The following is a 20,008-nucleotide window of genomic DNA, read 5'->3' on the forward strand; positions in this document are numbered from 1 at the left end:
CTCGATAGAGAGGCCCCCGCCGACTGTGACTTCACCAACGACTTCAACCAACTCCACCCCAGCTAGCACCCAACCCCCCATGGGAGACCCACAGCCTGAATGCGCAGTGGTTATCCTCGCCGCTGGGGCAGGCACCCGAATGAAGTCGGCTACCCCTAAGCCCCTGCACTCCATCGGTGGTCGCAGCCTCTTAAGCCATAGCGTGCACGCCGCCGATGGTATTGATCCCACCCGGATCGTCACCGTTATTGGACATGGCCGCGAACTCATGGCCCCCGCACTTGCCGATATCGCCAAAGAACTAGACCGCGAGATCGACCACGCAGTACAGGCCGAACAAAATGGCACCGGCCATGCCGTGCAATGCGGCCTGGAACCACTAGAAGATTTCCACGGCACCGTGCTAGTCACCAACGCCGATGTGCCCCTGCTTACCGCCGATACCTTGGCACGCCTGCTCAAGGCACATACCTCCGCACCCACTGCGGTCACCGTGCTCACCATGAAGTTGGATGACCCCACCGGTTATGGGCGCATCGTGCGTAATGAAGATGGCGAAGTCACCGCCATCGTGGAGCAAAAAGACGCCGATGAAGATGAGCTCGCCATCCAAGAGGTCAACTCCGGGGTCTTCGCCTTCGACGCCGATATCCTGCGCGAAGCCTTAAAAGAGCTCAAAGCTGATAATGCCCAAGGCGAGCTCTACCTCACCGATGTTCTCGCCATCGCCCGCGAAGACGGCCACCCAGTGCGCGCCCACCAGGCTCGCGACCCCCGCGAACTCGCTGGGGTTAATGATCGCGTGCAGCTGGCTGAAGCCGCCCGCGAGCTCAACCGCCGCCTGGTGATCGCCGCTATGCGTGGCGGTGCCACCGTCGTGGATCCAGAAACCACCTGGATTGATGTGGATGTCCGCATCGGCCAAGACGTGACCATCTTGCCGGGCACTCAGCTTCAAGGCACCACCACCGTCGCCGATGATGTGTGCGTCGGCCCCGATACCACTTTGATTAATGTCAGCGTCGGCCGCGGCGCTAGCGTCACCCGCACCCACGGCATGGATTCCTCCATTGGCGCCCGCGCCACCGTTGGGCCCTTCACCTATATTCGCCCCGGCACCGTGCTAGGCGAAGAAGCCAAACTCGGCGGCTTCGTGGAATCCAAGAACGCCACCATTGGGCGTGCATCTAAGGTTCCGCACCTCACCTATGTGGGGGATGCCACCATCGGCGAGGAATCCAATATTGGTGCCTCCAGCGTGTTCGTGAACTACGACGGTGTGAACAAACACCACACCACCATCGGCAGTCACGTACGTACCGGCTCAGACACCATGTTTATCGCCCCCGTTAATGTCGGTGATGGCGCCTATTCCGGGGCGGGTACAGTAATCAAAGAGGATGTTCCTCCGGGAGCTCTGGCCGTCTCCGGCGGACACCAGCGCAATATCGAAGGCTGGGTCCAACGTAAGCGGCCAGGTACCCCAGCAGCCCAAGCTGCTGAGCGTGCCCAGCAATCACACGCCGAACACGAAGAACCCTAACCAGGAAGGCTGATTCCGCACACCATGACTGCCCACTGGAAGCAAACCCACAAGAACATGATGTTGTTCACTGGGCGCGCTCACCCTGAACTCGCCGAGGCCGTAGCCCGCGAACTCGGCATCGAGATCACCCCAACCACTGCCCGCGACTTTGCCAACGGGGAAATCTTCGTTCGCTTTGAGGAGTCCGTCCGTGGCTCCGATTGCTTCGTCCTGCAATCCCACACCCAGCCGCTGAATAAGTGGCTGATGGAACAGCTCATCATGATCGATGCGCTCAAGCGTGGTTCCGCCAAGCGCATCACCGCGATCCTCCCCTTCTACCCCTACGCCCGCCAGGATAAGAAGCACCGAGGCCGCGAACCGATCTCCGCTCGCCTGGTCGCCGACCTTCTGGCCGCCGCCGGCGCAGACCGCATCGTCTCGGTGGATCTGCACACCGACCAAATCCAGGGCTTCTTTGATGGCCCCGTGGATCACATGCACGCCATGCCGATCCTCACGGACTACATCAAGTCCAAGTACTCCATGGATAACCTCTGCGTGGTCTCCCCGGACGCCGGCCGCGTGAAGGTCGCCGAAAAGTGGGCCAACACCCTCGGCGATGCCCCCATGGCCTTCGTCCACAAGACCCGCAGCGTGGATGTCGCCAACCAGGTTGTCGCCAACCGCGTTGTCGGCGATGTGGATGGCAAGGACTGCATCCTCCTGGATGACATGATCGACACCGGCGGCACCATCTCCGGCGCTGTCGGCGTGCTCAAGGAAGCCGGCGCCAAGTCCGTGGTCATCGCCTGTACCCACGGCGTATTCTCCGACCCGGCGCGCGAACGCCTCAGCAAGTGCGGCGCGGAGGAAGTCATCACCACCGACACCCTCCCGCAGTCCAAGGAGGGCTTCGATAATCTCACGGTGCTTTCCATCGCTCCGCTGTTGGCAAAGACCATCCACGAGATCTTCGAAAATGGTTCCGTGACCACGCTCTTCGAGGGCCAGGCTTAATCTCGAGATCGGCGTTCCTCAACGCCGCCGCCTAAGCCAGGGCTTTAAAGGGGGTGAGGGTTAGCCTCACCCCCTTTTTTTTATGCGCGAATCCCCAAGGCTTAAGCCCTGCGCTTAAGTGGCACCAGCACCCCAACCCAACCGCAGGGAATGGGCTGCCCCATCAGCTCCCAGCCGGCTGCGTGTACTTCCTTCAGGGCTTCTTCTTGGGTGGGCACATAGCCGCCGGTGGTGCACATGCGGCGTAGGTCCTCAGCAATTACTTCCGCTGCCGTCTCCCCTGCCTGCCCAGCACATTGTGCTGGGGTGAGCACAAAGAGGTGCTGGCATTGCAGCTTCGAGAGCGTATCCACTACTCCGGCTTGGTCCTGCAAGGCCCAGGGATCTACCGCGATAATCACATCCGCGCCTTCTTCTTCCGGCCATAGCGATCCGCTGAGCTGAACGCCCGGGTAGTGCCTTTCTAGGTGCCGTACCCATTCTTTAGCGCCCGCACCTATCACCTTTAAGCTGGGGTTTTCTCCCTGCAGATAAGGCGCAAGATCCACTGCCTGTGGAAACGCCGCTGCGCCTCGCATCGCATCATGAGCCAAGGCTTCTTCTAGGTCAGCCACCGCATCGCTGTGGTAGCTATCGCCTTCAAGTAGCTTCATCCAGCTATCCCCCAGGGTGGGGATCTCCTGGCTAGTATCTCCAGCTACTGCCTGCGGCAAGTTAAAAAGCGCGAATTCAGCCATCGCCTCGGTGGATTCCATATGATGCGCCACCATCGAACCAGGATCCGCAAAATCAGTGCCCAAAATCCCCAGCTGCCAGGTCTTCGATTCCTGATCCCAGGTAACTACCTGCAGCGGAACCAAGGCCCTTAAAATCCGATCCAGGTTATGTACCGCCACCGGGCGGCCTTCTTCGGCCAGGTGCTGCGCCATCGCCTCAGCGGTATCCATGCCCTGGTAAATCAACCCGCATAGATCCAGCTCCAAGGCGGTGCGCACCACCATCGCCGGCGCAATAGAGGTGGCCTTTTCTAAGGCATAAAGCGCCGCCATCCGCGGATCCCCCGCCGCCGGTCGCTGCTGCTGCACCTGTGCGCGCGCTTTTTCCTCCCGCGCTTTCTTAGCCTGCGCCACGCGACTCACCCCGGTATCTGCTCGCCAATAACCAGTAATGTCCTGGTTCTTGCGATCAATCCGGCGCTCATTAAATAACCGGCGCATGGGCTTGAGCTTCATTGCTTCCCCACCAGCCCACACAAATCCTTCCCCCTCGGGGAATTGCAACGAATGCACCAAGGTGGGCAGCGATTGGCCCTGTGAACGAATCGCTGTATAGATCTGCGCATCCGCCTTGGTATTCAGCTCCGCCGGCACATGTTCGCGTTCTGCTACCTCCAGGCACACAATCACCGGGTGCCCTTCCGGGAGTTCCTCCAGGCAGCGTTCAATAGCCGGTAAGGCAGTCTCATCACCGGCGAGCAATAACCAATCCGTATGGATCGGCAAGCTGGCATGTGCCGGTGGGCCTGCAACCCAAATTTTGTCCCCTGGTTTCGCCGTGGCCGCCCACTCAGCTGCCAACCCACCTTCATGGCGAACAAAGTCCAAGGTCATGCGCGAAGCATCCGGGTCAATCGCACGGATCGTATAGGTCCTCGATAGCCCCAAGCTGATGGGGTCCCAATCGAGTTTCCCATTTTCTTTAATGCTGGGTAGGTGCTGCTTGCCGGTGGCCGGGTCCGGCAAAATAATGCGCACATCATCATCAAAGCCGGTACTTGCCATGGGGAGCTGTTCTACCCCTTGGGTGATGCAAGCGCCCATCCCAGGGCCGCCCACAATAATGCGGATCATTGCTGGGGTGTGGTCGAAGACCTCCAGCACATCCAATTCCCGCAGGCAAATCCGTCGAATATCAACATCGCGGCTACGCGCAACCATAGGTGCATCCTTAATCCACACCATCACTTAAGCGGCGTGGGTGTCTACGTTCACAGAGGCTAGCCTAACTCTACCGAAAGTGGTTTTAGCGGCAAGCGCTTCTTTGCCTCTGCCCCCCACATCCACCTGGTACAGCAGGCTTTTCGCAGCTGACAGGCAGCTCACAGCCCACGTACTTTTACTTAGCAAGATCAAAGGGTAGAACCAAGGTATGAAAGCAAGCTGGCTGGAACGCCTCCGCCGCGATATCCCCTACCCGGTGGTCCTCACCGCCGTCTGGTCACTGTGCGCCATGATTATTGCCGCCGGCGGCTGGGTGGCAGCTAATGCCATCGGGCGGCTTCGCATTGTGATTATCCCACTGGCCATCGCCTTGCTCCTAGCAGCAATGCTCGCACCGGTAGTCCGCATGCTGCGCCAACGCGCACACTTGCCGGCCGCCGCCGCAGCCCTGGTCGCGGAATTCGGTCTTATTGCCATTGTGGCCACCGGGTTTATTACCGCCGGCACCCAATTCGCTTTGGGCATGAATAACCTCTGGAATTCCGCGGCCGAAGGGCTCGACCAATTCAACCAGTGGTTAGTTGAAGGCCCACTGCACACCGATCCGGTGAACTTCAATTTCTTCGATAGTGTTCCTAGCTCCGCCACCAGCAACCTCGCCAGCAGCGCATTGTTGGTGGGCGCCACCACCGCGGATCTGCTTGCCGGTGCTTTCATTTGCTTGATTGCGCTTTTCTTCTTCCTGCTTCAAGGCGAAAGTATTTGGCGCTTCCTGCTGAACTTTGCGCCTAAAGATAATCGCCAAAAATTCCATGAGGCGATGCGCCGCGGTTGGGTGAGCTTAGGTGCCTATGCCCGCATGCAGCTGGGTGTGGCAGCCATTAATGCCGTGGGCATTGGCTTAGGCGCTTTGGTGCTCAAACTCCCCCTGGTTATCCCCATTACCGTGGTGGTTTTCCTTTGCTCCTTCGTGCCCATTGTTGGTGCCCTGGTCAGTGGTGTCTTCGCCGTGCTCATTGCTTTTGTCGATGGTGGCCTCTGGATGGCCGTTATCATGACCATCGTGGTGATCGTGGTGCACTTCGTGGAAGCCCACCTGCTCCAACCCTTCCTCATGGGCCATGCCGTCTCGGTGCACCCCTTGGCGGTGATTGTGGTGGTCGCTGCTGGTACCTACCTCTTCAAACTCCCCGGTGCTCTTTTTGCGGTGCCGCTTACCGCGTTGTTGAACTCTGCGGTGCGCTACACCGTGGGTAAGGATCCTTTCCCACAATTAGGTACCCAACCGGTAGAAAATTTGGGCACTCGAAAACCCACTATCAAAGTGCATACCCGCCCCATGAAATTCCCGGGCACAGATAGTGATGCTGAGGAAGCCCAATCCACTAGCACCTAGCATTGAGCACAGCCGGAAGGCGTGCTAGGATTCCATAGGTCTCGGCGAGGGCTGAGCTTCCTAGTTTTAGGAACTCCAGCCGTTATCGACGCGATGATGATCCCCAGGATGCTATTCACCTGCGGAGACTCGACGAGCGCATACGCGACAACGAGTTTCTCGCGGGTTTTCTTTTTACCTGCGCGGTCAACGTCGCATAAGGCAAAACACTAACTACATTCTGAGGAGAACAGCCACATGGCTAATAAGTACCCCACTCTTAACGGCACCGTACGCACCGAGTTCGGCAAGGGCGCTGCCCGCCGCGCCCGCGTTGCCGGCCAGGTTCCGGTCGTCATCTACGGCCCGGATCTCGAGTCCCCGATCCACATCACCATCGATCGCCTCGAGCTGACCGCCCTGATCCGTAACCACGGTGTCAACGCTGTTGCCGGCATCAACATTGATGGCGAAGAGCACCTCACCATGGTCAAGCACATTGACCAGAACGTGCTGACCCTTAATATCGACCACATGGACCTGCTGGCCATTACTCGCGGCGAAAAGGTCGAGGTTGAAGTTCCGGTTGTCGTCGAAGGCGAATCCGCCCCCGGCACCATGTTCATTCAGGACATGTACACCATCCGCGTCGAAGCAGACGTGCTCTCCATTCCGGAAGAAATCACCGTCTCCGTGGAAGGCATGGAAGTCGACTCCCGTATCGACGCTGGCGATGTCGAGCTGCCCGAAGGTGTCACCCTCATCGACGAGCCTGACCTGCTGCTGGTCACCGTCGTCTACCCCGAGGTTGATGAAGAACTCGAAGCTGCCGCTGAAGAAGCCGAAGAAGGCGGCGCCGAACTGGGTGCCGAGTCCGAAGAAGAGTCTGAGGAATAATTCCTACAGCTTCGCACTAGCCCTCGTGGCTTAAAGCACCACGCCCGCCCTACCCCACACCAAGGAGTAGGGCGGGCGTTGCGCATTCCAGGACTCTGCTCATGGGAGAATGCCCCATGTGGCTGCAAAAAAGACTTCCTCGAAGAACACTCCCCAACGACTCGCTGATAGCACCCGACCGGTGCTCATGGTGGGCTTAGGCAACCCCGGCGCTAACTACCAAGGCACCCGCCACAATATCGGCCACGAAGCCGTATCAGAGCTACTCAGCCGCGCCTACCCCATGCCCGCTAGCTTGGGCACCCATAAGCGCACCAACACTGATATTGCTGAGCTCAAACTCTCACAGAGCAATACCCCCATCATTGCGGCGCGCTTGCGTTGTTTTATGAATCTATCTGGCACCCCTACCCAAGCGCTAGCGCAATTCTTCAAGGTACCCAGCGGCAATATCATCATTGCCCATGATGAATTAGAGCTCCCGCTTGGCGAAGTTCGCCTTCACCGCGGCGGTGGGGATCATGGGCACAATGGTCTAAAGTCCATTAGCCAGGCACTCAAAACCAAGGATTATTTCCGCCTCGCTTTAGGTATTGGTCGGCCCCCGGGTCGGATGGATCCGGCGCGCTATGTGCTCAAGCCTTTCCCCCGCGCAGAAGCTGTGGAGGTACCCATTATGTGCGCTGATGCGGTGGATTTGGTGGAAAAGCTGCTCGATTCTTAAACCCCAGCTCACCCCCTAGGTGTGTGCCAGATGAGGTGATGGGTTTAAACTCTCTACCAAGAATGTGACGCCGATTACGCAAGCACGATTGTTGGGAGAGCAGTTCATGGCCTATCAGCCCGCGCACCTACGCCTAGCCACCATTAGAACCGGCAGCGCCACCCGCGCTGCCTTGGTGCTTTTCGCCGCCCGCCAGGGTGCGATTACGCGCGATGATTTCGAGGCCACCGATCTCCTCCAAACCATCACCATCGGCAACTACCGCGATGTCGGTGAGCTCCTTCATAACCCGCATTGGCGCCAGGAAGTTGAAGCTACCTTAAACCTCGGTGAGCAACACTATGTGCCGGTGCGCGCTAAGGATTTAGCGCAGCCGATCCTAGAGCCTAAGAAGATCATCTGCGTGGGCATGAACTATGCCAACCACATTGCCGAGATGGGCCGCCCAGCCCCCGAGTTCCCCACCCTGTTCATTAAATTCCCGGATGCTCTCACCGGGCCTTTTGATGATGTCCATGTCCCAGCAGAACTCAGCGATGCCCTGGATTATGAGGGCGAATTAGCGGTAGTTATTGGTGCCCCGGCTTATCGGGTGTCCAAAGCGCAGGCCGGTAACTATATCGCTGGTTTTGCGATTATGAATGACTACACCTTGAGGGATCGCCAATATCGCACCTTGCAATGGCATCAAGGTAAATCCCTCTTCCGCTCCGCTGGTTTCGGCCCCTGGGTTACCGTGACTAACCCTGATAACCCGCAGCATGCCGGGGTGTTAAGCACCACGGTTAATGGAGAGTTGCGTCAGCATGATAGCTGCGCTGATCTGGTTTTCGACCCCACCGACCTGGTGGAATATATCTCACACCTCTACCCGCTTAACCCCGGTGATGTGATTGTCAGCGGTACCCCTGGCGGGGTCGGGCATGCCCGTGAGCCTCAAAGCTATTTAGGCCATGGCGATATCACCCGCATCAGCATCGACAACCTGGGGCATATTCAAAACCGCACCTTGATCGACTCCGCCACTGATGCAGCAGAAAGGTAGCCCCGCCATGAGTTTTCAGGATCTTCCCTTAAGCGAACAACGCGGCCTGGTTAACCAAGCCGAGGAACTCTATCAGCGCTATCTCCACCAACTCAGCGATGAAGACCACCGCGGCCCTTCCCTGCTTCCGGGCTGGACCCGCGGGCATTTAGTAGGCCATGTGGCCGCCAATGCCGCGGGCATGACGCGCCTGGTGAACTGGGGTATCACCGGCGTCGAGCAGCCCATGTTTGCTTCCCGGGATGCCCGTAACCAAGAAATTGAGGATCTATCTACCCTCCCGCTAGCAGATCTCATTGAGCGTCATACCCAGGCCGTTGAGGTATTAAATCAGGCCTGGGATCAGGCTGCCGAGATCGGTGATCAGGCCTGGGATTCGCGGGTGAAGAATGCCCATGGGGTGGAGATGCCCATGCGGCGGACCTTGTGGATGCGTAGCCGTGAGGTATGGGTGCACACCATGGATCTCAATAATGGCGCGCACTTTGATCAGATCCCGGAGATTATGCTGCGCGGCATCATGGCGGAGGTCTTAAAAGATTGGCGTGCTCATAACCGCGGCCGCGATTTGGTGCTCATTGAAGATGACACCCATGCTGCCTTCGTGGTGGATGAGGCAGAAACGAATGTCACCGAGGTTCACGCCCCGGATTTAGCAGGTGTGGTGCGTTGGGCTACGGGGCGTGCCAAAGGCCACCCCGAGCCCCCGCAGTGGCGTTAGTTCACCACTTTCGGGCTTCTTTCAGCAGCTTCGCTAGGTTCGGATCATCGCGTTCAAAGGCCCCGGATTTCAGTAGCCGGGTATACACCACCGGGCAGCTCTTGCAGCGGGGCTTGGAGCGGCAGCATTTCTTCTTCACTTTCAAGCCCAGCGGGTTCAAAGTGACCTTCACGCCTTTATTGGAGCTTTTTGGGTGCGTGTGGAGTTGTTTCTTCAACTTCTTCCGCTTCTTGGTCTTCTTTTCACCCATGGGGATTAAGCTTAGCCAGCCCTAGCTGAATTTAAAAAGTAAAGCCCCGCGCAGAACACGAAAGTGCTCCGGCGCGGGACTTCGCGGCAACCACAGCTACCTCATTTCGGCAGCCATGGCCACAACGCCTTATTTAATGTCGCTGGGATTCACACGTGCCGGCAGCACCGTCGGGCGGGCCCCAGCAACTTCCTCCACAATGCGAATCACCTGGTTGGAGTAGCCGTACTCATTGTCGTACCACACATAAAGCACCAGGTAGCGGCCATTAGCGATGGTGGCTAGACCATCAACAATGCCGGCATGCGTGGTGCCCACAAAGTCGGTGGACACAACTTCCGGGGAGTGGATGTAGTCGATCTGCTGGCGCAGGTTGGAGTGCAGGGATACCTTGCGCAGGAAGTTATTCACCTCATCGGCTTCCACTTCCTTCTCCAGGTTCAGGTTCAGCACCGCCATGGACACATCCGGGGTGGGAACGCGGATGGCATTACCGCTGAGCTTGCCTTCAAATTCCGGCAGCGCCTTGGATACGGCCTTCGCGGCACCAGTTTCGGTGAGCACCATATTCAATCCGGCGGCACGGCCACGGCGCGGTCCTTTGTGGAAGTTGTCGATCAGGTTCTGGTCATTGGTGAAGGAGTGCACGGTCTCCACGTGCCCATGTTCCACGCCATAGCGATCATTGATCACCTTCAGCACCGGGGTGATCGCATTGGTGGTACAGGATGCGGCGGTGATGATGGTGTCTTCATCCTTAATGTCGCCATGGTTGATGCCATAGACAACATTCTTCAGGTCACCCTTACCCGGCGCGGTCAACACCACGCGGGCCACGCCCTTGGACTTCAGGTGCTGCGAGAGTCCCTCGCGGTCACGCCAACGGCCGGTGTTATCCACCACGATGGCGTCTTGAATGTCATAGGCGGTGTAGTCCACGGTGGCGGGGTCATTGGAGTAAATGACCTGGATCGGGGTGCCATTGGCCCAGATAATATTCTTCTCACGATCCACCGAGATGGTGCCATCAAAAGCACCGTGGACGGAGTCGCGGCGCAGCAAGCTGGCGCGCTTCATAATGTCATCTTCACCGTTTTGGCGTACCACCACGGCACGCAAACGTACGCCACCATAGGCGGCCTCGCGGGAGACCAGGATGCGGGCCAGCAGACGACCAATGCGGCCGAAACCATAGAGCACCACATCGGTGGATTCGATTTCGCGGGCGGCCCCCAGCACCTCAGCGAGTTCCTTTTCCAGGTAGGCGCGAAGATCGGTCTCCCCGGAGCGCTCAAACCCGGTGGCCAGGCGGCCAAGGTCAATCGAGGCGGTGCCCAGATCCATTTCCGAGAGTTCCTTGAGGATGGGTAGCGTTGCCTGCAGCGGCAATTCGCGGTCAGTGATGCGGCGAGCATAGCGGTGGGACTTGATGATGTCGATATCGGTGACATCAATCAGCAGGCGCCCAAAAATGGAGGTGACCACATTATTGGTGCGCTGAAGCTGAGAAATCAGGGGCAGCATTTGCTGCGCAAGATCGATGCGTTCATTCCAATCCTGCTGGCTGGCCTGGGTATTCGCGGTCATGCGGGGGCTCTCATCCTTTAACGAGTGCGGACAATTGGAGTCTTTATACGGGCGAGCAGTCACAATCTGCACGGGACTATGACCTCACCCCTCAACCTTAACGCGTTTGTGGTGCAGCCATGTCCGAAACGGGTACCCCCGCTCTCCCCCACCTTTGCTGAGCTATCCCGAGACCCGCGTCCCCCAGGTTGAGCGCTCATTCTTAAGGTGTGAGCTGGTGTGCGGAAGAACATCACCGCATATGTGCAAAGCTAGAGTGATGTTCTCCTTGTTTAAGTGGCTACCCCGTTTTCGTGTCCGCCAAACCCCCACCCACACCGCTGAGCCCGCAGCGGCATTGGGTGATCCGCAATGGTTGGTGATGGGTGTAGGTAACCCCGGCGCGCAATACGCCGCTACCCGCCACAATGTGGGTTATATGGCTATTGACCAGCTGCTGGGCCAAGAGCGCCTTGAACCTATCCGCGGGATCCCAGTACGCATGGCCAAAGTTTTAGTGGGCGACACAGTAGTAGGTGTGCTGCGTTCTACTACGTATATGAATGAATCTGGTTTAGCGCTCGCCCCGCTGGCCAAGAAGTTTGATATTCCCGTTGAGCGCATCATTGTGGTTCATGATGAGCTTGATATTGCGGTCCAGCAGGTCAAGATTCGGGTTGGGGGAAATGAGAACGGCCACAATGGCCTCAAGAGCTGCTCGAAGGAGCTGGGGACCCGCGATTATATTCGGGTGCGCATTGGCATTGGGCGCCCTCCCAAAGGCCAATCCATTAGCGATTGGGTGCTTAGCCCCATCAGCTCTGATGTACCCATGACCGCTGCGATTATGCGGGCAGCGCAGGCGGTTCGGCTCATTATTAGCGAGGGCGTACCCAGCGCGCAGAACAGCATCCATACCAAGAAATAAAAAATCCCCACAGCGCTTAAAAAGCGCGCAAGGATTTAAGGGGCTAGCTACTTAGCGGAAGAGGCCACCGAAGATCTGGAAGATGCCGCCGAAAACACCATTGAAGATGCGGGCGAGGAAGTGCAGCAGCTTGTAGAAAGCGGCGTACACCGGGCCACGCTTGTGGTTACCGAGATCCGGGGTTGCTTCCTCGGTGGGGGTAGCTTCGGTAGTGGTTTCCTCAGTGGAGGTCTCCGGAGCCGGGGTCGGAGCCGGGACCACGGGCTGGCCGGCGTCGCCGCCACACCATGCGCCGTGCGCATCGAAGGGCATGACTTGCTGGCCAGCAGCGAAGGCGCCACCGAAGGCTTGGGAACCTTCTGTGGTCAGCACGGTCGTGGAATTACCGAAGCCCACGGTGTGGGTGGTGCTTTCCGGCTCGAAGAGGGTGATATCGGCCAGGATGACATCATCACCGGAGGTGGTGCCGGCAGCGGTGGTGGCGGTGTAATCGTCCTGCAGCTGAGCGGTGGTGCCGTTGAGCAGGATCTTGAGGTCGGTGATGGTGCTATCGACCTGGGGCATCACAACGTGCATGCCGCCGGTGAAGGAAATGACATCGTTGCTGGCGCTGGCGACCGGGAAGGTCACCGGGCCATAGGCTTCGTGGAAGGCACCGTCGACGGCGCCGAGCTTGACGCCGCTGGCGAGGTTCTTGGCTTCACGCAGGATGCTGCGGTCGCCGGCTCACTTGGCGACACCGTGGCAGACGCCCGCGGGGCCCGTCGGATAGGCCTGGGCGATGGCCGGAGCGACAAGGGCGCTCGCGACGATGGGTAGTGCGGTCTTCTTCATGTGTTCTCCTAAAAGAAAAATCTGTGTTGACAGTCGAGAACCTCTTGTGTGAGGTGACTATGTGCCAGTTTCCGGAGCGAGGGACTGACAGCCTTCCCCCGCTATAGATATGGATTCAGTAGATCACGGATCGATAACAACATGGAACCGAGGCTTGAGTGTAAGGCGCTGCTAAGCGGAGGGCAATAGCGCATCTGGCCAGGTAAAAGGTTAAAGTTGGGAGCGTCAAAAATTGGGGTTGCTTATTGAGAATGCGTGTGTCCATAAAGTTGTCAGACTTCGAGCAGGTCAGACCTCTTTAGTAATTAATCAAGCTGATGCGCACCGATTGATTTTGAGACCTAAACGGTTTTATCTCGGAATCATATTTGTAATAAAAGGCACTAAGGCTAAGCGAGCTTTCGTGCACATGGCCCTCAGCCAGCACCGATGTTTAACTTAATTCGGGGGTAAAAAGGGACTACTCGCGTTTAAGCGGCGAAGAAGGCGCGGCAAAGCTGCGGGAGAGTGCATAGCCGCAGGGTCTCACCTTGGCGTACCCCCTCCCGATCTCGGGAAGCATGCCCCAGATGCATAAGAAGTGGCCGCTAGGGCACTATCGTGGTTCGGTATGAGCAACGCCCCCACTTCGAACTCGAATGCCGCTAGCGCTGAGGCAGCGCGCCGGCGCACCTTTGCTGTTATTGCGCACCCAGATGCTGGTAAGTCCACCTTGACCGAAGCGTTGGCGCTGCATGCGCACATGATTTCGGAGGCCGGGGCGGTGCATGGCAAGGCCGGGCGCAAGTCGACGGTCTCGGACTGGATGGAAATGGAGAAGGATCGCGGCATTTCCATTGCGTCCTCGGCGCTGCAATTTGAGTATGCCCCGGCTGGCTATGAGGGCGAACCCTACATGATTAATTTGGTGGATACCCCTGGTCACGCGGATTTCTCGGAGGATACCTACCGTGTGCTGACCGCGGTGGATGCGGCCGTGATGTTGATTGATGCGGCGAAGGGTTTGGAGCCGCAGACGCTGAAGCTTTTCCGGGTGTGTAAGGCGCGCGGGTTGCCGATTATTACCGTGATTAATAAGTGGGACCGCGTGGGTCGTGAACCCTTGGAGCTGGTTGATGAGATTGTCTCCGAGATTGGGTTGCAGCCCACCCCGCTGTTTTGGCCGGTTGGTGAGGCCGGGGATTTCCGGGGGTTGGCGAGGATTAATACCGATGGTGAAGCCGAGGAATATATCCACTTCATTCGCACCGCCGGTGGCACCACGATTGCGCCGGAGGAGATTTATGCCCCTGAGGATGCGGCGGAAAAAGAAGGTGAGGCCTGGGAGACCGCGGCTGAGGAGGCTGAGCTTTTGGCGGCTGATGGGGCGGTGCATGATCAAGAAAGCTTCTTGCATTGTGAGACCTCTCCGCTGATTTTCGCTTCGGCGATGTTGAACTTTGGTGTGCACCAGATTCTGGACACGCTCTGTGCTTTAGCGCCCTCCCCGGGTGAGCGTTTAAGCGATGAGCATGCTGTGGATGAGTCCACCACTGCGATGGATTCTTTCCGTGGGGTGGGCGATGAGTTTTCCGGTGTGGTGTTTAAGGTGCAGGCCGGGATGGATAAGAATCACCGAGACTCGCTGGCCTTTATGCGAGTTGTGTCCGGGGAGTTCGATCGCGGGATGCAGGTAACGCATGCGCAATCTGGTCGGAGTTTCTCTACGAAATATGCTTTGACGGTGTTTGGGCGCACGCGTTCGACCGTGGATACTGCCTTCCCGGGCGATATTGTGGGTTTGGTTAACGCCGGCTCCTTAGCGCCGGGGGATACGATTTATGCCGGCCGTAAGGTGCAATACCCGCCGATGCCGCAATTCGCTCCGGAGCATTTCCGTACCCTGCGGGCGAAGTCTTTGGGCAAGTACAAGCAATTCCGCAAGGCCTTGGAACAGTTGGAGTCTGAGGGTGTGGTGCAGATTCTGCGTAATGATCTGCGCGGCGATGCCGCCCCGGTGATGGCGGCGGTGGGCCCCATGCAGTTCGAGGTGATGCAGGCGCGCATGCTCAATGAGTACAACGTGGAGACCGTGACCGAGCCGATCCCCTACTCGGTGGCGCGCAAGACGGATGCGGATTCTGCGGAGGATCTGGGCCGGCAGCGGGGCGTGGAGATCTTTAATCGCACGGATGGGGAGTTGATTGCGCTGTTTGGGGATAAATGGCGTTTGCAATTTATCCAAAAGGAGCATCCGGAGTTCACCTTGGAGCCCATGGTGGCAGATGACTAATTAGCGCTTCTGCAGAGTTTCTGAGGGTGTTTCTGGGGAGATGGTGTGTGCTATTCGCGCACTTCATCTCCCCTTCTTTGTTAACACCAAGTATGTGCTTTTGAACTGGGACATTTCGGGTGCGCGGCGGGTTGTGTGAGGACTATTTGGCATGAATATTCAAGGACTTGAGCATTTGGCAACCCTAATTGCCTTTGAGGCACGGTCAGTGTGATTGCGGGCGACTTGGGGTTGGCGCGAGGTTGACGCAGGAATGCGTGGCGGAGCCGGGCTTTAGGGCGTGGACACTCGGCTTATGGCCCCATTGAGCACCCCTCATGTAGGTAACCAATAGTGCGCTTGTACCACAGTTTTAGATGAACTATGTCACATATCTTTGCCTATCTTTGCTTTAGCTATGCTAACTCGAAAGTAGATGATCTTCATCATCAAAACCGGAGGTCAGACAACTAATGGTGCAATCTATGACAGAATAGCTCTATACTGTGGTCTAGCTCTCAGAGATCCATGCCACTGGTTTTCCAATCTGATGGACAGTTTTCTCACCAGGTGGGACTCAGGGCAATTTTAGATTGTCTGAGAGTTGCACCACAATGGAGCAAACGGTGTTCCCAATATCAGTTTTGATTTATGTCAGATTTGGTGGCGAGAACACACAACCCCGTCCCTTGCTTGGGCACCCGCTCATTAGGTGACAGACCCTCACCTAGGGCTTCCAAGCTCACCCCATCACTGACAAGGTGACAAACGAGCCTATGATCAAGTACCTGGTGAAGAAGATCGCCGGCTGGACGCTGGTGATCTTCCTTTCCACAAACATCGCGTACTGGTTAGCGGCGTTATTCCTGGATCCCACCTCGAATTACCGGGAACGACGCCCACCGCTGAGCGAAGAGCAGATCACCCAAATCCTGCAGCCGCTCAACCTCTCCCCCACTGTGCCGCTGCATGAACGCTGGTGGAATTGGCTCACCGGCATTGTGCTGCACTGGGATTGGGGACGTTCACCTGTCGGTGATGCCGTCAACGACCAAATCGCCTACCGCATCTTTGTTTCCGCGCAGCTGCTACTGCTGGCCACCATCCTTTCGGTGCTTGTGGGTGTTGGCCTGGGCATTTATACTGCCAGCCGGCAATACCAAAAAGGCGATCGCTTCTGGCAATTCGTCTCCATCATCACCATGAACCTGCACGTGGTGGTGGCCTCCCTGGGTGTGGTTGCTGTGGCACTGGCAATCAACCACGCCACCGGCAAGCACGTTTTCTACGTCACCGGTGCCGCTAACCCTGGGGTGGAAGGCTTCTTCCCCAAGCTGCTGGATATTGCGCAGCACCTAGCGCTTCCAACGATCTCCCTCTTGATTGTTAGCTATGCGGGCTATCACATGCTGCAGCGCACCTTATTGCTGGACAACCTCGGCGCTGACTATGTGCGTACCGCCCGCGCTAAGGGCCTGACCCGCCAACAAGCAATCCGCAAGCACGCGCTGCGCACCTCCATCATCCCGGTGACCACCTCGGTGGCCTTCTCCATTCCCGGTATCTTCACCGGTGCGGTGATGACGGAGAAGATCTTCGCCTGGCGCGGCATGGGTGATTACTTCATCCAAGCCCTCGGCCGAAATGACATCCACGGCACCGTTGCGGTGGCTGCTTTCGGTGCTTTCACCACCGCTATTGGTGCGGTGCTAGCTGATATCGCCATCGTCATTGTTGATCCGCGAGTGAGAGTGAATTAGCCATGGCCGAAAACAAAGACCGCGCTAACCTCCACCGCCAAGACTTGGGCCGTAGCACCAGCGATGATGCCCTCATCGGTGCCCGTATTCCCACCAATGACATGACGGTGACCTCCACTGCTACCGGGCAAACCGAAACCGCCTACCCAGCAGAAGCCGGGATCACCGAATCCCCAGAGCCCAACACCAAGCAGTCGATTGGCCGCTTCACGCTGTATCGCCGCCGCTTCTTCCGTAACCGCATGGCGGTGGTGGGCTTGGGCATCTTCGTGCTCCTCGTGCTGGCCGCCATTATCGGCCCACACCTGGGCAAGTGGGCTTATGATGACCCGGACTTTTTGAACCTCTCCACCGCACCTTCGGCTGAGCACTGGTTTGGCACCAATGACGTGGGCAATGATCTTTTTGCCCAAAGCATGCACGGCTTAGGGCGTTCCCTAATGATCGCAGTGAGCGTCTCCGTGGGAGTGTCGGTGCTCTCTGCTTTTATCGGTGCGGCTGCCGCACTTTGGGGTGGAACCGTGGAGAAGGTCATTTTGACCACCATCCACTTCTTGCTCGCTATCCCCTCCTTCCTGCTGATCGCCTTGCTGGTTGCTGATTCCGGCGGCGATTGGAAGCTGCTGATTGTGGTGCTGATTCTCTTCGGCTGGGTCTACCCCTCGCGTGTGATCTGGTCACTAGCGCTATCGGTCCGCGAAAACGACTATGTGCGTGCCGCCCGCTACATGGGTGTGAGCCGGATACGCACCATTTTCCGGCACATCCTGCCCAATATTGGTTCGCTGCTGATCATCCAATTCGCGCTCGGCGTGGTCTCCACGGTGATGAGCGAAACTGGCCTCTCCTTCCTGGGCTTGGGTGTGCAACTACCCGATGTGTCCCTAGGAACCCTGCTCTCGGTTGGTGCCAGCACCCTGGAATCTTCTTCCTGGCAATTCTGGTTCCCCGCCGGCATCCTCACCCTGCTCACCGTCTCTATGGCCTTCATCGCTGATGGTCTGCGTGACGCCCTCGACCCGAACTCCAAAGCAGGAGGCCAAGCATGATCACCCCCACCAACCTCCAGCCCGCGGGCAGCACCACCGACACTCTCGCCACCCCGGTGCTCCAGGTCAGCGATCTCACGGTCTCCTTCCCCTCCGAAGCCGGCCGCGTGAATGCTGTTCGTGGCGTGAACTTCGAACTCTTCCCCGGCCGCACCCTAGGCATTGTGGGTGAATCCGGTTCCGGTAAATCCGTGACCTCCATGGCCGTGATGGGCCTTTTGCCTGGCTATGCCACCATCAATGGCTCCGTAAAGCTCAATGGTGAGGAACTGCTGGGCAAATCCGATAATGAAATGTCGAAGATCCGTGGCAAAGACATTGGCATGATCTTCCAGGATCCGCTTTCTGCCCTCACCCCGGTTTTCGATATCGGATCCCAAATCTCCGAAGCCATTTTGTGCCACCAAAAGGTCAGCCGCAGCCAAGCCTGGAAGCAGGCCGTGGAGCTGCTTGACCTGGTCGGCATCCCAGAACCCCAGCGCCGCGCCAAGGCCTTCCCCCACGAGTTCTCTGGCGGTATGCGTCAGCGAGCCGTGATCGCCATGGCCATTGCCAATAATCCGCGCGTTTTGATCGCGGATGAGCCGACGACTGCTTTGGACGTGACCATCCAGGCACAGATCCTGGATGTTATTAAGCTCGCCCAAAAAGAAACCGGTGCTGCCACCATCATGATCACCCACGACATGGGCGTGGTTGCTGGTACCGCCGATGATGTGCTGGTGATGTATGCCGGGCGCCCGGTGGAACAATCCGATGTGGATTCCGTCTTCTATCACCCGCGCATGCCCTATACCGTGGGCCTTTTAGGATCCACCCCGCGCGTGGATATCGCCACTGAGGAAGCCTTGGCACCCATCCAAGGCAACCCGCCGGTGCTGGTGGATCTACCACCCGGGTGCCCCTTTGCCCCACGCTGCCCCGTCGCGATCCATGAGTGCATCACCATGGAACCGAATCTGGAACCCGTACCGGATACCGGCGCGCATTTTGCTGCCTGCCATCGCTCCGGGGAAATCGAAGATGGTCGAATCAACGGCGAACAGATGTATGTCGCCCCGGAGATGCCCGAAGACCTCTTGGCGAAGGTGCCGCGCGAAGAGCGCCGCACTGTACTTGAGGTGCGCGACCTGAAGAAGGAATTCCCGCTGATTAAGGGCGCGGTGGTCAAACGCCGCGTGGGTACGGTGCATGCGGTCAATGGGTTGACCTTCGATGTGAAAGAAGGCGAATGCTTCGCCATCGTTGGTGAATCTGGTTGTGGTAAAACCACCACCTTGCTGCAGATCATGGACCTGAAACCCGAAGATGGCACCGTGATCTTGGATGGCAAGGATTCCAACTCGATGAGCGAATCCGAACGCCGCAAGGCACGCACCAAGATCCAGATGGTGTTCCAGGACCCCATGAGTTCCTTGAACCCGCGTCTGACCATCAAGGACATCATCGCCGAGCCGCTGCATTCCTTGGGGTATGAAGGCGATATTGATGCCCGCGTAGCCGAAATGATGGCGCTGGTTGGTTTGGATTCATCCCAGATTGACCGCTTCCCCGGCCACTTCTCCGGTGGTCAACGTCAGCGCATTGGCTTGGCCCGCGCCCTAGCTACCAACCCGGATCTCATTGTGCTGGATGAACCGGTCTCCGCCCTGGATGTGTCCATCCAGGCCGGCATGCTGAACCTCTTGGATGAGCTCAAGCGCAAACTCGGTTTGTCCTATCTCTTCGTCGCCCACGACCTCTCGGTGATCCGCCACCTCTCCGATCGCGTGGCGGTGATGTATCGCGGCCAATTCGTGGAGCACGGCGATGTCAATGAGATTTTTGATAACCCGCAGCATCCCTACACCAGGGCATTGCTCTCCGCGATCCCGATTCCGGATCCCGAGATTGAGCGCCATCGCGAAAGGATCGCGCTGGATCAAACAGACTTGCCCGAACCTGTCATCTCTGATGAGGGGTCCGAGCTACGGCGGAAGCGTCCGGTATTCCGGCGAACCCGCAAAAACAAGGAGTAGGGCTTCGGCCTTCTCCTTCACCCACAACTATCCACATCTCCTCTTATCCACCTACTCATCTTCCCCTCACCCCCGCGCTTCAAACACCACTAACCGGTGGTGTGC

16 protein-coding genes are annotated in these 20,008 nt (G+C 57.9%); 12 read left to right on the forward strand and 4 right to left on the reverse strand.

Annotated elements, in window-relative coordinates; translation table 11 throughout:
- Window positions 1–79: 79 nt before the first annotated feature.
- Both glmU and BMZ01_RS04800 read left to right on the forward strand, forming a co-directional pair.
- Window positions 80–1,543: a bifunctional UDP-N-acetylglucosamine diphosphorylase/glucosamine-1-phosphate N-acetyltransferase GlmU gene (gene glmU / locus BMZ01_RS04795; RefSeq protein ID WP_092284981.1), complete on the forward strand. Its 1,464-nt coding sequence runs from the start codon at window positions 80–82 to the stop codon at window positions 1,541–1,543.
- A gap of 24 nt (window positions 1,544–1,567) precedes the next feature.
- A complete protein-coding gene (locus BMZ01_RS04800; protein WP_092284983.1) occupies window positions 1,568–2,545 on the forward strand; it encodes a ribose-phosphate diphosphokinase in 978 nt (325 codons plus the stop codon).
- A 101-nt stretch (window positions 2,546–2,646) separates the two neighbouring features.
- Here BMZ01_RS04800 and BMZ01_RS04805 read toward each other — a convergent pair whose 3' ends face one another.
- A complete protein-coding gene (locus tag BMZ01_RS04805) occupies window positions 2,647–4,482 on the reverse strand; it encodes a siderophore-interacting protein (protein WP_177180064.1) in 1,836 nt (611 codons plus the stop codon).
- Between the two features lie 211 nt (window positions 4,483–4,693).
- Between BMZ01_RS04805 and BMZ01_RS04810 the strand changes: the two genes are divergently transcribed.
- From BMZ01_RS04810 to BMZ01_RS04830, 5 genes are all read left to right on the forward strand, one after another.
- Window positions 4,694–5,881 carry an AI-2E family transporter gene (locus BMZ01_RS04810; protein ID WP_092284987.1) on the forward strand — a complete coding sequence of 396 codons (1,188 nt, stop codon included), beginning with the start codon at window positions 4,694–4,696 and terminating at the stop codon, window positions 5,879–5,881.
- Between the two features lie 237 nt (window positions 5,882–6,118).
- Window positions 6,119–6,757: a 50S ribosomal protein L25/general stress protein Ctc gene (locus tag BMZ01_RS04815; RefSeq protein ID WP_092284989.1), complete on the forward strand. Its 639-nt coding sequence runs from the start codon at window positions 6,119–6,121 to the stop codon at window positions 6,755–6,757.
- 187 nt (window positions 6,758–6,944) lie between these two features.
- Window positions 6,945–7,481, forward strand: a complete 537-nt coding sequence (pth, locus tag BMZ01_RS04820; protein ID WP_223845923.1) for an aminoacyl-tRNA hydrolase — start codon at window positions 6,945–6,947, stop codon at window positions 7,479–7,481.
- 106 nt (window positions 7,482–7,587) lie between these two features.
- Window positions 7,588–8,526 carry a fumarylacetoacetate hydrolase family protein gene (locus tag BMZ01_RS04825; protein ID WP_092284993.1) on the forward strand — a complete coding sequence of 313 codons (939 nt, stop codon included), beginning with the start codon at window positions 7,588–7,590 and terminating at the stop codon, window positions 8,524–8,526.
- Between the two features lie 7 nt (window positions 8,527–8,533).
- Entirely contained in the window at window positions 8,534–9,247 is a 714-nt protein-coding gene (locus BMZ01_RS04830) for a maleylpyruvate isomerase family mycothiol-dependent enzyme (protein ID WP_177180065.1), read from the forward strand.
- A gap of 1 nt (window position 9,248) precedes the next feature.
- Here the strand turns inward: BMZ01_RS04830 and BMZ01_RS04835 are convergent, their stop codons facing one another.
- The gene (locus tag BMZ01_RS04835) at window positions 9,249–9,497 is read right to left on the reverse strand and encodes a hypothetical protein (RefSeq protein WP_092284997.1); all 249 of its coding nucleotides are present in this window, start codon (window positions 9,495–9,497) and stop codon (window positions 9,249–9,251) included.
- Between the two features lie 129 nt (window positions 9,498–9,626).
- Window positions 9,627–11,084, reverse strand: coding sequence for a glyceraldehyde-3-phosphate dehydrogenase (locus BMZ01_RS04840; RefSeq protein ID WP_092284999.1), 1,458 nt, complete (start codon window positions 11,082–11,084; stop codon window positions 9,627–9,629).
- Window positions 11,085–11,325: 241 nt separating this feature from the next.
- Here BMZ01_RS04840 and pth (BMZ01_RS04845) point away from each other — a divergent pair, with 241 nt between their 5' ends.
- Window positions 11,326–11,991, forward strand: a complete 666-nt coding sequence (gene pth, locus BMZ01_RS04845) for an aminoacyl-tRNA hydrolase (protein WP_244887587.1) — start codon at window positions 11,326–11,328, stop codon at window positions 11,989–11,991.
- Window positions 11,992–12,042: 51 nt separating this feature from the next.
- Here the strand turns inward: pth (BMZ01_RS04845) and BMZ01_RS04850 are convergent, their stop codons facing one another.
- Complete coding sequence (locus BMZ01_RS04850) at window positions 12,043–12,702, reverse strand: HtaA domain-containing protein (protein ID WP_092285003.1); 660 nt, start codon at window positions 12,700–12,702, stop codon at window positions 12,043–12,045.
- A gap of 733 nt (window positions 12,703–13,435) precedes the next feature.
- Here BMZ01_RS04850 and BMZ01_RS04855 point away from each other — a divergent pair.
- The 4 genes from BMZ01_RS04855 (at window position 13,436) to BMZ01_RS04870 (ending at window position 19,903) form a co-directional block, all read left to right on the forward strand.
- Window positions 13,436–15,097 (forward strand): peptide chain release factor 3, encoded by a 1,662-nt coding sequence (locus BMZ01_RS04855; protein ID WP_092285005.1) that lies wholly within the window; start codon window positions 13,436–13,438, stop codon window positions 15,095–15,097.
- Between the two features lie 755 nt (window positions 15,098–15,852).
- Window positions 15,853–16,836: an ABC transporter permease gene (locus BMZ01_RS04860; protein WP_092285007.1), complete on the forward strand. Its 984-nt coding sequence runs from the start codon at window positions 15,853–15,855 to the stop codon at window positions 16,834–16,836.
- A gap of 101 nt (window positions 16,837–16,937) precedes the next feature.
- A complete protein-coding gene (locus BMZ01_RS04865; RefSeq protein WP_223845924.1) occupies window positions 16,938–17,885 on the forward strand; it encodes an ABC transporter permease in 948 nt (315 codons plus the stop codon).
- Window positions 17,882–19,903: a dipeptide ABC transporter ATP-binding protein gene (locus BMZ01_RS04870; protein WP_092285011.1), complete on the forward strand. Its 2,022-nt coding sequence runs from the start codon at window positions 17,882–17,884 to the stop codon at window positions 19,901–19,903. Before BMZ01_RS04865 ends, BMZ01_RS04870 begins: the two co-directional genes overlap by 4 nt.
- The last annotated feature ends 105 nt before the right edge of the window (window positions 19,904–20,008 follow it).

Origin of the sequence: Corynebacterium spheniscorum, assembly GCF_900113445.1 — a bacterium.
GTDB classification, from domain to species: Bacteria; Actinomycetota; Actinomycetes; order Mycobacteriales; family Mycobacteriaceae; genus Corynebacterium; species Corynebacterium spheniscorum.

Bases quoted from the DNA above. Each gene is read 5' to 3' on its own strand.
- glmU (WP_092284981.1), top strand. From the start codon at position 80: ATGGGAGACCCACAGCCTGAATGCGCAGTGGTTATCCTCGCCGCTGGG.
- BMZ01_RS04800 (WP_092284983.1), top strand. From the start codon at position 1,568: ATGACTGCCCACTGGAAGCAAACCCACAAGAACATGATGTTGTTCACT.
- BMZ01_RS04805 (WP_177180064.1), bottom strand. From the start codon at position 4,482: ATGGTTGCGCGTAGCCGCGATGTTGATATTCGACGGATTTGCCTGCGG.
- BMZ01_RS04810 (WP_092284987.1), top strand. From the start codon at position 4,694: ATGAAAGCAAGCTGGCTGGAACGCCTCCGCCGCGATATCCCCTACCCG.
- BMZ01_RS04815 (WP_092284989.1), top strand. From the start codon at position 6,119: ATGGCTAATAAGTACCCCACTCTTAACGGCACCGTACGCACCGAGTTC.
- pth (WP_223845923.1), top strand. From the start codon at position 6,945: ATGGTGGGCTTAGGCAACCCCGGCGCTAACTACCAAGGCACCCGCCAC.
- BMZ01_RS04825 (WP_092284993.1), top strand. From the start codon at position 7,588: ATGGCCTATCAGCCCGCGCACCTACGCCTAGCCACCATTAGAACCGGC.
- BMZ01_RS04830 (WP_177180065.1), top strand. From the start codon at position 8,534: ATGAGTTTTCAGGATCTTCCCTTAAGCGAACAACGCGGCCTGGTTAAC.
- BMZ01_RS04835 (WP_092284997.1), bottom strand. From the start codon at position 9,497: ATGGGTGAAAAGAAGACCAAGAAGCGGAAGAAGTTGAAGAAACAACTC.
- BMZ01_RS04840 (WP_092284999.1), bottom strand. From the start codon at position 11,084: ATGACCGCGAATACCCAGGCCAGCCAGCAGGATTGGAATGAACGCATC.
- pth (WP_244887587.1), top strand. From the start codon at position 11,326: ATGTGCAAAGCTAGAGTGATGTTCTCCTTGTTTAAGTGGCTACCCCGT.
- BMZ01_RS04855 (WP_092285005.1), top strand. From the start codon at position 13,436: ATGAGCAACGCCCCCACTTCGAACTCGAATGCCGCTAGCGCTGAGGCA.
- BMZ01_RS04860 (WP_092285007.1), top strand. From the start codon at position 15,853: ATGATCAAGTACCTGGTGAAGAAGATCGCCGGCTGGACGCTGGTGATC.
- BMZ01_RS04865 (WP_223845924.1), top strand. From the start codon at position 16,938: ATGACGGTGACCTCCACTGCTACCGGGCAAACCGAAACCGCCTACCCA.
- BMZ01_RS04870 (WP_092285011.1), top strand. From the start codon at position 17,882: ATGATCACCCCCACCAACCTCCAGCCCGCGGGCAGCACCACCGACACT.